At 40.5% G+C, this 14,685-nt stretch carries 12 protein-coding genes and 1 tRNA gene; 5 read left to right on the top strand and 8 right to left on the bottom strand.

What is annotated here, in order from left to right; all coding sequences use genetic code 11:
• Nucleotide 1: 1 nt before the first annotated feature.
• From JFU50_RS10480 to JFU50_RS10470, 3 genes are read right to left on the bottom strand one after another with little or no spacing between them, the layout of a single operon-like run.
• On the bottom strand, nt 2-1,132 hold the full coding sequence (locus JFU50_RS10480; protein ID WP_201222544.1) for an ABC transporter substrate-binding protein: 1,131 nt from the start codon (nt 1,130-1,132) through the stop codon (nt 2-4).
• A complete protein-coding gene (locus JFU50_RS10475) occupies nt 1,129-1,743 on the bottom strand; it encodes a hypothetical protein (RefSeq protein WP_201222543.1) in 615 nt (204 codons plus the stop codon). The genes JFU50_RS10480 and JFU50_RS10475 overlap by 4 nt, the downstream gene beginning before the upstream one ends.
• Nucleotides 1,740-2,357: a hypothetical protein gene (locus tag JFU50_RS10470; protein WP_201222541.1), complete on the bottom strand. Its 618-nt coding sequence runs from the start codon at nt 2,355-2,357 to the stop codon at nt 1,740-1,742. Before JFU50_RS10470 ends, JFU50_RS10475 begins: the two co-directional genes overlap by 4 nt.
• A gap of 399 nt (nt 2,358-2,756) precedes the next feature.
• Between JFU50_RS10470 and JFU50_RS10465 the strand changes: the two genes are divergently transcribed.
• The 3 genes from JFU50_RS10465 to JFU50_RS10455 all read left to right on the top strand — a co-directional run bounded on the left by JFU50_RS10465 (nt 2,757) and on the right by JFU50_RS10455 (nt 3,991).
• Nucleotides 2,757-2,830 (top strand) — tRNA-Arg (locus JFU50_RS10465).
• A gap of 211 nt (nt 2,831-3,041) precedes the next feature.
• Nucleotides 3,042-3,518 (top strand): GNAT family N-acetyltransferase, encoded by a 477-nt coding sequence (locus JFU50_RS10460; protein ID WP_201187590.1) that lies wholly within the window; start codon nt 3,042-3,044, stop codon nt 3,516-3,518.
• Between the two features lie 305 nt (nt 3,519-3,823).
• On the top strand, nt 3,824-3,991 hold the full coding sequence (locus tag JFU50_RS10455) for a hypothetical protein (protein WP_201222539.1): 168 nt from the start codon (nt 3,824-3,826) through the stop codon (nt 3,989-3,991).
• A gap of 54 nt (nt 3,992-4,045) precedes the next feature.
• On the opposite strand, the gene JFU50_RS10450 is transcribed toward JFU50_RS10455, so the two are convergent.
• Entirely contained in the window at nt 4,046-6,238 is a 2,193-nt protein-coding gene (locus JFU50_RS10450; RefSeq protein ID WP_201187616.1) for a DNA topoisomerase III, read from the bottom strand.
• A gap of 358 nt (nt 6,239-6,596) precedes the next feature.
• Here JFU50_RS10450 and JFU50_RS10445 point away from each other — a divergent pair, with 358 nt between their 5' ends.
• Nucleotides 6,597-8,147: an ABC-F family ATP-binding cassette domain-containing protein gene (locus tag JFU50_RS10445; protein WP_201187617.1), complete on the top strand. Its 1,551-nt coding sequence runs from the start codon at nt 6,597-6,599 to the stop codon at nt 8,145-8,147.
• 103 nt (nt 8,148-8,250) lie between these two features.
• Here JFU50_RS10445 and JFU50_RS10440 read toward each other — a convergent pair whose 3' ends face one another.
• The 4 genes from JFU50_RS10440 to JFU50_RS10425 form a co-directional block, all read right to left on the bottom strand.
• The gene (locus JFU50_RS10440) at nt 8,251-9,204 is read right to left on the bottom strand and encodes an ATP-grasp domain-containing protein (protein ID WP_201187619.1); all 954 of its coding nucleotides are present in this window, start codon (nt 9,202-9,204) and stop codon (nt 8,251-8,253) included.
• Between the two features lie 104 nt (nt 9,205-9,308).
• Entirely contained in the window at nt 9,309-10,496 is a 1,188-nt protein-coding gene (locus tag JFU50_RS10435; RefSeq protein WP_242486958.1) for a class I SAM-dependent methyltransferase, read from the bottom strand.
• A gap of 33 nt (nt 10,497-10,529) precedes the next feature.
• Complete coding sequence (locus JFU50_RS10430) at nt 10,530-11,438, bottom strand: phosphotransferase (protein WP_201222537.1); 909 nt, start codon at nt 11,436-11,438, stop codon at nt 10,530-10,532.
• Between the two features lie 15 nt (nt 11,439-11,453).
• Complete coding sequence (locus tag JFU50_RS10425) at nt 11,454-13,016, bottom strand: DEAD/DEAH box helicase (RefSeq protein WP_201222535.1); 1,563 nt, start codon at nt 13,014-13,016, stop codon at nt 11,454-11,456.
• Between the two features lie 330 nt (nt 13,017-13,346).
• Between JFU50_RS10425 and JFU50_RS10420 the strand changes: the two genes are divergently transcribed.
• Nucleotides 13,347-14,639, top strand: a complete 1,293-nt coding sequence (locus JFU50_RS10420) for an NCS2 family permease (protein WP_201187626.1) — start codon at nt 13,347-13,349, stop codon at nt 14,637-14,639.
• The last annotated feature ends 46 nt before the right edge of the window (nt 14,640-14,685 follow it).

Genomic DNA, 14,685 nt, shown 5'->3' with positions numbered 1-14,685 from the left:
TTTACTGTTTTGCAGCATCAGAAGAAGGGTGCAGAATATTCTCTACTTGTTCTTCCGTTACATCGTAATCATAGAATTCTGAATAATAGTCTGTGATTTCTTTCTTCATATCATAGTCAAATAGTTCAGGATGATTTTTCTGTGCCATCCACTCCAACATAAGCGGCGCATCCCCACTTGGCGGGAACCATCTGTAAATACCCAGAGGAATTTTATAAACATTTCCTGCTTGCACAGCCTTTACCTGACTCCAGTCTTGACCTTCAAATACATTGTTTGTTAGGTCTTCAGGTTGTGTAGTTGAAAAGTTTGTAATGTAAATAATATCGGGATTCCACTTATAAATTTGCTCCATATTCACTTCTTTTGTTCCGGTAACTTCTTCTGCCGTAACGTCGTATGCTCCTGTTGCGTTTAGCCATTGATTACTAAAGAAGTTTTTACCGCCAACCATAATGCTTTTATCGCTGTGTTGGTATAGTATTAATGCTCTTGGCTTATCTTTCTCTTTGATACCATCCAATTTTTCATCCAACTCAGCTTGGACCTTTTTGCCTTTTTTCAAGAACATGTCCGTTCTCTCAGTTGTTCCAGTAATGTCACTCGTCACTTTCAACCAACTGTTAAAAGTCGCTAATGGTTCAGCTGCCGCTACATCAATAGCACTTAAGGCCACCACAGAAACGCCTGCATCCTCTAATTTATCAATAGATTTTTGATTCTGTGAGTTTTCAAAATAAAGCTGCGGATTGATTTTCAATAATTCTTCTACGTTCACTTCACCATTTTTAATAAACGACGTATCCGCTTTTAAAATATCCGGCGACATGTCAGCAAGAATGGAATTCTCCGCAGCATTATAAGCATTCGGATGTAATCCAACAACTTCCTTCGTTGAGTTTGTAGCTACATACCATGTAGAAAAGTATGGAAGAATACCACCAACCGCAATACGCTCGACTTTACCCGGTACAGTTACGTCACGGCCAAGCTGATCTTGAATGACTTTCTCCTCAGCCGTCGTTTGTTTTTCAGCTGTATCTCCTTTTGTTTCTTCCGCTGTATTGCCGCAGCCTGTAATCAAGGCTGCCACCACAGTTGTTGCCGCTAACATTGTCCATTTTTTCTTCATGATGTTCTCTCCCGTACTTCTTTTCTAAGCCATTTCGCCATCCCATGTAAAAATGGTTTGGATTGATCTATGAATCCTAATCCGATATGAAAGATTGGATCTAGTGTAGTAATAACTAATTCTCCGTTATATGACACGTCATCTGTATAAATAATTGAGCGGCCGTCCGGTGTATCCACTAGTGATTTTGCACCTTCCGGAACTTTGAACGTTCCATGATAATGCCATTTCATATCTGACAGACTTACATACTGATACAACGGATGATCTATATTATTAGCTGTTAACGGCAGGTCTCCGTGCTCTTTCACCCACCAACTAAAATCCACTTCTGAATTCTCCCAATATACTCCCGGAAGCCAATTGTCCAGTACTTCGCCGAAAACGACTAATCGTTTTCCTTCCTGAAGGAATTTAATGAAATACGATTGGTAACGTTTTAAAAGTAGTAGCGACATCCGATCATTAACAATTAGCGTGTCATATTGATTTAAGTCATAGGTATGTAGCTGCCGAATTTGGAGCACATCGTCATACATATAAGCGAACTCTTCCATTTGAAAGAAGCGATGATGAAAGCTGTAACCGTTATCTAAAATTGCTACTTTCATTTCTGTTCCTCCTTGTTTGCTTCATATTCTTGACGAATCCAATTTAGCATCTGAGTGCTTAAAACGCGTGAACTATTTTCTTCAATACCGAAACGGTAAAGGTCTGTTCCAGCTCCAGCAACAATCGTGCCACCCGTCGTTTTCCGATCGATATAAATGATCGCTTTCCCATCTTGATCCTCCACAATGACTTCCGAATGTTCAGGAGCCTCTAAGTATCCTCTTGAGAAAAAGCCCCGAACTCCTTTTTTATGATTCAAATCATAAGGATCAATTCCATAGAACATTGGATGCACGGGCTCGGTAAGACGGATTTCACGGTCTCGTAAGGAAATAGGGGATCGCTTCCAATTCTCACAACCAGGTAGCCAAGGAAGGAAATTTTCAGCTTGTGAAAAAATGACGCCACCATCATTTAAATAGTCTTCAAGGATGTTTTTATGATCAAGTAAGAAGGCCTCTTCTACAAAATTCGTGATCAGGATTCCCGCATATGCAGATAAATCAGCGTATGGAATATCATATAATTGCAGAAATACTAACCCTCTTTTGTAGTCAATCTCCTGAAGCCTTGTAAATTGAATATCCGTACTTATATATGCAATAGGTTTCATAACTCACTCACTTTTCTTATATTAATATAATATATTCATTTGGTAATAATTGAAAAATCGCCACTCTTCTAATGTCTATTACTAATTTTATTTTCTTGAAATAGAGTATTTACTATGGGTTCAGTATAGTTGATAATGATTATCAATGTCAATGAATATATTATGAATCTTCAGGAAACATAGTCTCTCCCTGCTTTAATAAATAGCTTGCCTCCCCTACTTGAACTCAAGCAAGGTTCTTATATTAGACACCATCATTACCAAGCTTTCTCCGACTATTAACACTGAACATCATCACTTGTTAAGCTATTATGATGAATATTTTCATAAGTATAAGCTATTAACTTGAAAAGTTTGCCTATAAGAAATATAATGAATAGGTCGTTGAACTTTTTATATGTCCCAGTAGCTCAGTAGGATAGAGCGACAGCCTCCTAAGCTGTAGGTCGTAGGTTCGATTCCTATCTGGGACGCTAATTTTAAAACCCTGTTACAATGCGGTTCTTCTGCGTCGTAACAGGGTTTTTTCTTTTGGTATGGCTCTATCCAAATTTTAGTTATCGATCGTGCAGCCTCTCATGGTTTTACATTTCAAGTGATTCTTCTTTTTGAAATTATCAAAGATATGCAAAAAATCGACTATTTTATGGTAATGTAAAGCAAAAAGGTTAGGGGAATCATTTTATGGAAATGGTAAATTTCATTGAGTTAAAGCATTTTTCAGATGAATATTCCGAAAAACTAAATCATTTTGAACTCCCTGAAGAACAAGGACTATTTACTACCTTGCCCAACAATTTTACTGAAGTAACAAAAGGACAGCATCGTATCGTCATTTTAAGTGATGATGAACCTGTAGGTTTCTTTTTACTGCATTCAACAGATCGCGTAATTGAATATTCGACTAATCCGAATGCCATGTTGCTAACTGCATTATCAGTTGATCATGCTAAGCAGGGAAAGGGCTATGCAAAACAAGGCATGCTCCTACTGGCCGAGTTTGTTAAATCAGAATTTCCTAATTGTGATGAAATTGTATTAGCTGTTAATCATAAGAACATCCCCGCACAAAAACTATATATAAAGGTTGGATTTCAAGATACCGGTATGAGAAGGGTCGGAATGATTGGCGAACAATACATTATGAAATTGACCATTTAATTCATCTTTACCTTTTTGAATATATATCTGCTGAAAATTAATGGATATACCTTACATCGAATATATAATTACACCTTTTTTTGAAAATAAATGTTTTAACCTGTCCTAGCCGGGTATACAAATACTGTAAGACATTCTCACCAAAGGAGATGATGTGCACGATGAGTACAATCAGAAGCCAATGGAACAAAGAGAATGACGCAGCGGTGTTTAGTCCCGGTGATCAGCGTTAGAGTTAATTGAAAAGTTAGATGATAATCAAGAAGGGAATTACTAGTCTTCTCACCCAAAGGAGGATACAGATTATGAGTATTTACAGCCTATGGAATCCAGAGAATGATGAAGCGATTTTCAGTCCAGGCGATCAGCAGCCATTCAGTACGCTCATACGAGTAGATTCGGGTAAACACACACAAAAAATGGACAACACACTTGAATATGAATTACATGGCACCGTACTGAATGAAATTTAGTCGAAGCAGTAATATAAAGAAAAAGGATGGAGCGATTGCTCCATCCTTTTTCTTTTATTTATCGAATTTCAGTTTAGCCAGGGCATCCGCCAGGGCTGTGTTGATCGGTTCTTCTTTATTTTGCTTTTTCATATAATTGGAGACTTCATTTTTCGATACCCGCTGGTTTTTATTTTGCCCTCTCCGTTTATTGTACGAAGAAAGTTTTTCGTGAAAACCGCATTTACATGTGAATGTTTGTGCTTCTCCTTGACCGCGCATTTCCATCTTTTTGTGACATTGCGGGCATCTGGCATTTGTTACACGTGAAACACCTTTTTTGTGTCCACATTCACGATCCTGACAGACAAGCATTTTCCCCTTTTTACTATTCACTTCAAGCATCAGCTTGCCGCAATCCGGGCATTTCGTTCCTGAAACATTATCATGCTTGAATTTTTGATCACTATTTTTGATTTCATGAACGATATTTTTGGCATAGGTACGCATATCGCCGATGAAAGCTTGTTTTGGCAGCTTTCCTTTTGCGATGGCCGTTAGCTTTTGTTCCCATTGTGCTGTTAATGCCGGAGAACGTAAGTCTTCAGGAGCCAACTCGAGGAGCTGCTTCCCTTTCGACGTAACATGAAGACCCTTCCCTCTCTTTTCAATCAGGAAGCTATTGAACAATTTTTCAATAACGTCAGCCCGGGTCGCAACGGTACCAATCCCGCCTGTTTCTCCCAAAGTCCTGATGAGTTCCTTGCTTTCCCCTGCCATGAAGCGAGCAGGGTTTTCCATTGCTGATAGCAATGATCCTTCATTGAATGGTTCCGGTGGTTTTGTTTCCCCATCTGTTTGTTTCACAGTTAAGATAACTAAATTGTCACCTTTTTGAACGGCAGGAAGCAGTTGCTCAACAAGGCCATCCTTAGCCTCTTCTTCATCGAAGTGATGATCATAGACTTCCTTCCAACCTGATTTCAAGACGACCTTCCCTTTAGCAATGAACGTTTCTTGACCTATCTTAGCGGTGATAGTCGTTTGTTCATATTCAAACGGAGGCATTAATACAGCCAGGAATCTTTTGACAACCAAGTCATAGATCTTCGATTCTTTGTCACTCAGTTTCCCCGGAAGCGGCGTTTGCTCAGTCGGGATGATTGCGTGGTGATCGGAAACCTTGCTATCATCCACAAACGATTTATTGGCCTTGATCGGGCTGCGCAGAATTCTCGAAGCATACTGGGCATACGGCTTGATGCTGACCGCCTGCAATCGTTCTTTTAGCGTATCAACCAAATCCGTTGATAAAAAGCGTGAATCCGTCCTTGGATAAGTCAAGACCTTATGGCTCTCATATAAGCGCTGCATGATCGATAACGTTTCTTTCGCCGAATAGCCGAATTTCTTATTGGCTTCCCGTTGAAGCTCCGTTAAATCATATAAAGAAGGCGCAAAGCTTTTCTTATGGGATTTGTTCACTTCCACCACTTCCGCCTGTTTCCCTTTAACAGCTGTAAGAACCTTTTCTGCCTTCGCTTTATCAAATGTGCGGACATCTTTTGATTGAGCATCCTGCCAAACGAGTCGCAACTTAGACTCTGCTGTTGCCGAAACACCATAATATTTCTTAGGCTGGAATTGTTTGATTTCCTCTTCTCTTTTGGCAATCATCGCAAGCGTTGGCGTTTGAACCCGACCGCAGGATAGCTGGGCATTATGCTTGGTTGTGAGCGCCCGTGTTGCATTCATACCTACGATCCAATCTGCTTCCGCTCTAGCTACCGCAGAGGCGAATAGGTTTTCATACTCTTTTCCCTCTTTGAGCTTTTTAAAGCCATCTTTAATAGCTTTATCCGTTACAGAGGAGATCCAAAGCCGCTTGATGGGCTTCTTCACATTCGCTTTCTCGAGAATCCAGCGTGCAACAAGTTCTCCTTCACGACCTGCATCAGTCGCAATGATGACATCCTTGACATCATTACGGTTCAATTGCGTTTTAACCGATTGAAATTGCTTGCCTGATTGTTTGATCACGACTAATTTTAAGGAAGGAGGCAGCATAGGCAGGTCCTCAAGACGCCACGTTTTATATTTTTCATCATAAGTTTCCGGGTCGGCATGGGTCACCAAATGACCGAGTGCCCAAGTAACGATATACTGATCGCCTTCAAAAAAGCCATTACCCTTTCTTCCGCAATTCAGCACTTTTGCTATATCTCTTCCGACCGATGGTTTCTCGGCCAGTACGACTGTTTTACTCATAATAACATCCTTTCCCTTTTAAACTGCTTCCCTCATTATCTCATATAATTTATGCAGGAGCGATAAAGTACAAAGACATAACACGCAAAAAACATGATTCCCAATACTGTTTCATGTTCATTATTAAGAAACAATTATTCCTCAGCCACTGTTTGCCTGAAGATTCGTAACCCGTTTTTCGATTGGTCAAGAGTCAGTAGTTATAAGCCAATCTATATAAGTTTTCGAACATGATCCTTTCACTCACTCCGTTTAATAGAGGGCTCATATGTAAATAAGATTAGATAGCAATCTAGTACAGATTTTAGTATGATGAAACGTAGAGATTTTTTCAAATTAATTGGGAGGTTCAATATAAATGAGCTTACTTTCTATAGATAAATTAGCACACAGCTTTGGCGATCGTACCTTATTCAAGGATGTTTCCTTCCGTCTAATGGCTGGCGAGCATGTAGGTCTAGTCGGGGCAAATGGTGTTGGGAAGTCAACAATGATGAATATCATTACAGGACAACTGATTCACGATGAAGGACGGGTTGAGTGGACACCTGGTGTCGAATACGGCTATCTTGATCAACATACGATTCTTTCAAAAGGTAAATCGATTCGCGACGTATTAAGGGATGCGTACTTACCGTTATTCGAGCAAGAAAAAGCATTGAATGAAGTAACAGAGAAAATGGGGACAGCTACTCCTGAAGAACTTGAAGAACTTTTAGAACAAATGGGTGAAATCCAGGACAAGCTTGAAGCCGGTGGTTTTTACAATCTAGATATTAAAATTGAAGAGGCAGCACGCGGTTTGGGATTAGATGCAATCGGATTGGACCGTGACGTTTCTGCCCTAAGCGGTGGACAACGGACAAAAGTTTTACTTGCCAAGTTACTTTTAGAACAGCCTGAAGTACTGCTCCTTGACGAACCGACTAACTACTTGGATGTGGAGCATATCCGCTGGTTGAGCAGCTACTTAAAGGAATATCCTAATGCATTCTTATTAATTTCGCATGATACCGAGTTCATGAACGGGGTCGTCGACGTCATTTTCCATCTTGAATTTTCAAAATTGACCCGTTACACGGCAACTTATGAAAAATTCCTGGAGCTTGCCGAATTGAATAAAAATCAACACATCAATGCATATGAAAAACAGCGTGAATTCATTAAAAAGCAGGAAGATTTCATTGCTAAAAATAAAGCCCGCTACTCAACGACCGGTCGGGCAAAGAGTCGTCAGAAGCAATTGAACCGCATGGAACGCATCGATCGTCCGGAGACTGCAATGAAACCGACTTTTGACTTCAAAGAATCACGTGCGAGCAGCCGTTATGTATTTGAAGGGGAGGATTTGGAAATTGGCTACGACCGTCCATTGCTTCCAAAGCTATCGATGACCATCGAACGAGGGGAAAAAATTGCCGTAGTCGGCTGTAACGGAGTAGGAAAATCTACGCTGTTAAAAACGATTCTTGGTAAAATTGATCCTCTAAGCGGAAAAAGATCCCTTGGCGATTTCCTTTTCTCTTCTTATTTTGAGCAAGAAGTGAAAGCAGGCAACACGACACCGATCGATGAAGTATGGAATGCATTCCCACATCTCGATCAACCACAGGTACGCGCCATCCTTGCTCGAGTTGGTTTGAAAAACGAGCACATTACACGTCCAATGAGTCACTTAAGTGGTGGTGAACAATCGAAGGTCCGCTTGTGTAAGCTCATGCTTACAGAAAGTAACTGGCTGCTTTTTGATGAACCGACGAACCATTTGGATGTTGTCGCGAAAGAAGAACTAAAACGTGCATTAAAAGAGTATAAGGGAACGATTATCCTTGTCTGTCATGAACCTGATTTCTATGAAGATTGGATTACCAAAGTATGGGATGTAGAAGAATGGTCGAACCAAAATTAATTTTTTTTAGAGGGTGCCCGCTTGAGAAGGGGCACCTTCTTTGTATGTCAAAAAAAAGACTGAAATGGTTATAAAATCCCCTTTCAGTCAGCATCACTTTTTATTATTTATTTTTGTTCATGTTTTGTTTCGCCAATTCGGATCCTAGAAACTTCGCTAATTCAAGCATGCCATATTGGCCTGCTGCTTCCTCAGCGTCATTGTTATAATTCGTATTGGTATTGATGTCATAAGTATAGATTTCACCATCGCTGTTACGAATGAATTCAATTCCTGCAATCGAAATTTCATTTGCTTGTAAAAACGCTTCATATTTTTCAATAATCGGATCATGAAAATCTTGCACAATTTGAAATTTTGGTTTTTCTACTACCTCTTCACCGATCGGGCAGAACAAGTCACCAATTTGGCAGGCATCTGCCGGACAAAGCTCGAAACCTTCGGATGTATCAACCTCTACCGCATACATAAACTTGCCACCCACGAATTCACAACGGGTGATGAATGGCTCCGGTGCTTTTATGTATTCCTGAATTAATGTAATCCCATCAACTGGCTCATCGAATTCTGGACCTTCCACATAATGTTTCAATGCTTCTACTGAGTGAAATAATTGAACACCGAGTCCCTTACCTGCACGGTTATGTTTCGTGATAAACGAAGCGGCATTTAATTTCTCTGCTGCTTTCATGATATTTTCCTTGCCTACAGCTGCGATCGTTTGCGGAGTCTTAATTCCAGCCTTTGTCAGTGCCGTATATTGATTGACTTTGCTGACCTCCAAACGAAGCGCTCGTGTCCCATTGAAGACTGTACGATTATGCTGTTCAAGCCACGCTAGCACAGATTCTGTCATTTCAGGAGCAAATCGGTGCCCACGAGTATGTGAGCTTGCACTCATACGGCTATAAAAAACGCCCTCTGGCGGTTCCTCTGTTAAATCCACCACACCCTGATCAAGATGCCATTCTTCATAGGGAAGTTCTAACTCATTCATTCTTTTGGTTAAATGGGCAGTCCATTCCTCATTTTCATGAATGATATAAATTTTACTCATAAAAGGTTCCTCCTGATTGTTTAAAATTTAATGTTTTTATCTGAGGGCATAGAGACATTAATACAAACATCCTTTTTATATGCATAACACTTTTAACTGCATCCTTACACTCGTTCCGCTACCAAGGTATATGTTTTCGGAAGACCGATATCGTGGATCTTATGGTTTGGTTCTTCCTCAAGCACCTTGATCGCAAGCCCTGATTGACCTACTGCCGTTATAAGTTCTCCTATTGTCCATTTACGCTGAACCACTTTTGAAAGGCTCTCTTTTTCTTCATCCGGCATATGCTTGGAAAAAGCGACCTCGTTGTTTTCAATTGCTGGAGCAAAATAGTTGCCTGCCACCTTATGCTTTTTACCATTAGAGGTAATGAGTTTTGTTGAAATCGGGTGGAATTCATGTAAAATGAATCGTCCACCTGGCTTTAAAATCATTTTAATTTTTTCGAATAATGGTTGAAGATCAATTAGGTAGTGAAGCACACCCAGCTCCATTAAAACCAAATCCTGTTTCTCAGATACATGTTCTGATGATAATGACAGCACATCAGAGATGATATACTCAATCGAAACATCGGCCTCTTTTGCCAATTCATTTGCAAAAGTCGCGTTTTCCTGAGAAAAATCAACTACCTTGACATTGGCCCCTATGATGGCCATGGCAACCGCTTTAACGCCATTTGACCCCATTAAATGAGTGATTTTTTTGCCTGTTACATCTCCCATATATTTATAAAATGGATGCAGTCTCCATTTGGGATTTTGTCTGATTTTAGATGCCAGTTCTTTGGGTTTTCCGTAACGATTGACAAGCGCTAAATAATTATTCTGGTTCCATGCCTGTTCATTTTCAGCTGTGAAGCCCTGCTGCTCGGCAGATAAGTAGGCATGAATTTCAGCACTGTACTTCTTCATTTCCTCGTCGTATAAATAACTGTACAATGACCGGCACCAAATCTCCATTTCTCCAATCTTTATAGACAATCGATAAGGATCTGTTTTAATAGTCATGTTAAACAAACAGCGAACTGTGACTGTAACCCCATCAATCTCCAATAGAAAAGAAGAACTCTCAGGATTTTTTTCAGGCTGCGTAGGGGCGAATTTGGAAAACAGCTCAAAAACCTCATTAAAGACATCCCATTGCACATCAATGGTGATGTTCTTATACTCATCAACCTCCACTCCTTGCACAAACAGAGCAGATTGACCTGTATATTGATAAGGAACGTTAGATTTATCCAACATTTTCCCAATTAACGTAATTGTATGAAAATAACTTGCTTTCATATTAACCTCCCAATCATTAAAAGAAAGTAACAATTATTCTTCTATAGCAAATTTCAAACCAGTGCTCGTTATAGCAATCAGCTGTTCATCCTGACGATCAATGCCATAAACGAGTAAAGTAACAAGCATATATATTGCTCTGAACCGGGCCAAGCACTCCATCTCTTTATCGATGTCACCATAAATCCCAAAAAATACTTGGCGTGCTTCTTTTGGAAAATAGCTGTATAAAAAGGAAAAATCAATAGCTGGGTTTCCGATATGAACATCTCCCCAATCAATAATTCCAGCGAGAACACCTTTTTTATCGAGTAAAACGTTCCGGATATGAATGTCTCCATGAACGAGTGAGATTGGATGATGAACATTCAATGGTTTGAGTTTTTCAAAAAAATCCTTAACGGCATACGCCTGCTCAGAGTAACCTAGTTTTAATAGAGTTGAGACATTTTCCATTAGCATTTTCTGGCGAAAGGATATATCGAGCCTCATCATTCCATCAGGCTTTACACCTAATCGCTTCGCTTTTTCAACAGGAAAACTATGAAGTTCTTTTAAAAAATGGGCAAATCTTTTTGCCGATATAATCTTATTTTCAACTGATTCTTCCACAGGCAAGTATCCCTTTACCATTTTATAACCTGTAAAGGGATATGGATAAATGCTACTTGGTTTTCCAAAAAAAATCGGCTCAGGTATAGCAAGTGGAAAGTTACCTGCTATCGAGGGCAGAAGTTGATTTTCCACTTGGATTAACGTAACTGCAATAGGGCGTCGAGGGAAACGGAATACATATTGCTCATTAATTTGAATGACCGTGTTATCAAACCCCTCCCCAAGTTGGTTTATCTCTTTCAACTCAATTTCTGGAAACTGCAGCCTGATTAATTTCTCTGCTAGCTCTAAGGAAACTGGATATTCCGCCAACCAAGGCTTTTCCACTTCCATCGCCTCCTTTTATCGGTTTCTTCCTCTATTTGAAAAGCCCCCAGACCCGCCTCTCCTATTACTTGGCCCTTGGGTATTTCCCCCTTTTGCTCCCCGGCTGTCTCCTTGGCGGTCACCACGGGTATTATCACGCTTCGGTCCACGGCTGTCTTCTGGGCGTCCTCCCCTTGAATTCTCACGTTTCGGCCCGCGACTGTTTTCCGTACGACCTCCACTTGGATTCTCACGTTTCGGTCCACGACTATTTTCCGTACGACCTCCGCGTGGTTTCTCTAGCTCTAATTCACGGTTGTCTGCTTGATTAGCAGAACGGTGACTTCCTCGATTAGGCCCTCTTGTATCTATACGCTCTCTGTGGCGGCGACCTCCTCCTGTACGTGGGCGACGAGTTCCCTCTTCTGAAGATTCTTCATAACGCTTCTTTTTATGACCCGTCTCATCAGGTTGGAACATTTTGACGCCTTCAATTGTTCTTCGTTCAATTTTCATTGAAATTCCTTTTTCGATATCACTTAACATCTGCAAATCCTTAGTGGCAATAAAGGTTACGGCTAGACCATTCTCACCCGCTCGTCCTGTACGACCAATTCGGTGGATATAACTTTCCGCATCCTCAGGGACATCATAGTTAAATACATGGGTCACTCCTTCTACATCCAGCCCCCGCGCCGCAACGTCCGTTGCCACTAAATATTGGAGCTTTGCATCTCTGAAGTTTTTCATAACACGTTCTCGTTTAGCCTGTGAAAGGTCCCCATGAAGTTCCTCAGAATTAAAACCAGCGGATTTTAGAGCATCATTCAAGACTGAAACACGGCGTTTAGTGCGGCAAAAAATAATGGCTAGGTAAGGCTGTTCTTCTTTTATTATGGTAATTAATGAAGACTGTTTGGCACGATCTGTCGTCTCGATAACAAGTTGACGGATTTGCTCGACTGTAACTTGATCAGCCTTTACTGCCGCAGTTAATGGTTTATTCATGTAGCGTTTAGCTAGCTGATGAACTTGTTCAGGCATTGTGGCAGAAAAGAGCAATGTCTGCCGTTCTTCTGGAAGCTGCCCCATAATCTCTTCTACTTCCGGTAAAAAGCCAATATGAAGCATTTGGTCAGCTTCATCCAGAACGAGTGTCTGTGTTTGCGATAAATCAATGGTGCCTCTTCGTAAATGATCTAAAAGCCGCCCTGGCGTGGCAACCACGACAGAAATATTTCGTGTCAACTTTTTCATTTGCTGTTCGACATCCTGTCCACCATATACAGCAAGCACCTGCAGCTCCTCAATTTCATTAGCAAACTTTTTCAGTTCCGCTGTGATTTGCAAAGCTAATTCCCTAGTTGGTGTAACAATTAACGATTGGATGTGGGATGCTGTCGGATCTACTTTTTCTAAAATAGGCAACAAAAACGCCAAGGTCTTCCCAGTCCCTGTCTGTGCCTTCGCGATGACGTCCCTTCCCGCAAGAATATCTGGTATGGATTTCTCCTGGATAGGTGTCGGGTTAGAAATTCCTATTTGTTTTAATATCGCGTTAATCGCCGGGCTAACGCCCAAGTCGATGAAATTTGTCATATATAAACCTACTCTCTAAATTTGTCATTCCCTTGTTTTTCCCATTAAAAAACTTGTAAATCGTCTTAAGGAACGTTGCGGAGTTACACTCTAAGGGAAACTTCCTTAATCTAAGCTATTTGTTAGTATATCATTATCTAATTTCGAGAAAACCTGTCACTGTAAATTTTACATGCTATTGTACTTTAGTTGTTTTTCTAATATAATTTATAAGATTTTATTATCAAATAAATTATACTACCGAGCTACTTACTTGAAAAAAGGGTAAGCACCTCCTCCTTGTAATGATTAGTACAAGGATTTTTTGTATATAAAAAGAGGAGTAACCGCATGTTTAAATTAAAAGAACGGAATTCAAATATTAAGACGGAAGTACTTGCGGGGCTTACAACCTTTTTAACATTAGCTTATATCATAGTTGTAAACCCAATGATTCTTTCTGATGCCGGGGTCCCCTTTGACCAGGCCTTCACAGCAACCATCATCGCAATCATAGTAGGTACTCTTTGCATGGCTCTTTTAGCCAATTATCCAATTGTCATAGCACCTGCGATGGGATTGAATGCCTATTTTGCGTACTCAGTGCTAGGCACTCATAATATCTCATATACAGTTGCCTTTTCGGCAGTCTTTGTTACAGGGATTATTTTTATCTTTTTATCACTTACCTCTTTCCGATCAAGATTGATTGAAGCCATCCCCAATAATTTGAAGCACGCAATCAGTGCTGGAATTGGACTTTTCATCACCTTTATTGGACTTCGTTTGTCAGGCGTTGTTACAAGTCATGAATCCAATCTAGTTACCCTTGGAAGTTTTAGAGACCCTAGTGTGGCACTTACGTTAATTGGTTTGGTTATAACGATTGTGTTAATTGTACGTAATGTGCAGGGAGCAATATTCATTGGAATGATCGTCACAGCCATTATCGCCTTCTTTACTGGACAGTTAAAAATTGATGGCTTTGTTTCGACACCGTCATTACCTGAGGGAATAATCGTCGCTAATCCAATCACATCTATTGCAGATGTCATTAACTACGGGCTATATGGAGTTGTCTTCTCAATCTTACTTGTCATGCTATTTGATACAACCGGAGCGTTACTTGGAATTGTACGTCAAGCTGGATTGTTGAAAAATGGGAAGCTTGAGAAATCTGGGAGTGCCTTCTTTGCAGACTCCATTGGTACAACTGTTGGTGCCATGTTCGGTACAAGCCCTACCGCTGCCTCAGTTGAGTCTTCTGCTGGCGTAGGTGCAGGCGGTAAAACAGGATTAACAGCTCTTGTCGTAGCTATTCTTTTCTTAATAACCGCCTTCTTCAGCCCCCTTATCGGAGCTGTCTCAAATGTAGCGGCAATCACCGCACCAAGCCTGATTATTGTAGGAAGTATGATGATTAAAAGCATTAACGAGATTGACTGGACGCATTTTGATGAATCTTTCCCAGCCTTTTTGGTCATTGTCGCAATGCCGTTAACATCAAGTATCGCCAATGGGATAGCACTTGGATTCATCACTTATCCTATTTTAAAAATGGCTAGAGGAAAGTTCCGAGAAGTGCATCCGTTAGTGTACATGTTTGCAATTCTTTTCCTCTATCAATTAATTTTCCTAGCTTAATTCATTCAAGAGGGGGCCCTGAGGTCCTTCTTTTTTTGAAAGTCCC

Origin of the sequence: Peribacillus sp. TH14, assembly GCF_016651145.1 — a bacterium.
GTDB lineage: Bacteria > Bacillota > Bacilli > Bacillales > DSM-1321 > Peribacillus > Peribacillus butanolivorans.
Note: the sequence above shows the minus strand (reverse complement) of the source record. Positions and strands in the feature narration are given on the sequence as shown.

Coding starts and splice junctions, on each gene's coding strand:
- JFU50_RS10480 (WP_201222544.1), bottom strand. CDS start 1,132: ATGAAGAAAAAATGGACAATGTTAGCGGCAACAACTGTGGTGGCAGCC.
- JFU50_RS10475 (WP_201222543.1), bottom strand. CDS start 1,743: ATGAAAGTAGCAATTTTAGATAACGGTTACAGCTTTCATCATCGCTTC.
- JFU50_RS10470 (WP_201222541.1), bottom strand. CDS start 2,357: ATGAAACCTATTGCATATATAAGTACGGATATTCAATTTACAAGGCTT.
- JFU50_RS10460 (WP_201187590.1), top strand. CDS start 3,042: ATGGAAATGGTAAATTTCATTGAGTTAAAGCATTTTTCAGATGAATAT.
- JFU50_RS10455 (WP_201222539.1), top strand. CDS start 3,824: ATGAGTATTTACAGCCTATGGAATCCAGAGAATGATGAAGCGATTTTC.
- JFU50_RS10450 (WP_201187616.1), bottom strand. CDS start 6,238: ATGAGTAAAACAGTCGTACTGGCCGAGAAACCATCGGTCGGAAGAGAT.
- JFU50_RS10445 (WP_201187617.1), top strand. CDS start 6,597: ATGAGCTTACTTTCTATAGATAAATTAGCACACAGCTTTGGCGATCGT.
- JFU50_RS10440 (WP_201187619.1), bottom strand. CDS start 9,204: ATGAGTAAAATTTATATCATTCATGAAAATGAGGAATGGACTGCCCAT.
- JFU50_RS10435 (WP_242486958.1), bottom strand. CDS start 10,496: ATGAAAGCAAGTTATTTTCATACAATTACGTTAATTGGGAAAATGTTG.
- JFU50_RS10425 (WP_201222535.1), bottom strand. CDS start 13,016: ATGACAAATTTCATCGACTTGGGCGTTAGCCCGGCGATTAACGCGATA.
- JFU50_RS10420 (WP_201187626.1), top strand. CDS start 13,347: ATGTTTAAATTAAAAGAACGGAATTCAAATATTAAGACGGAAGTACTT.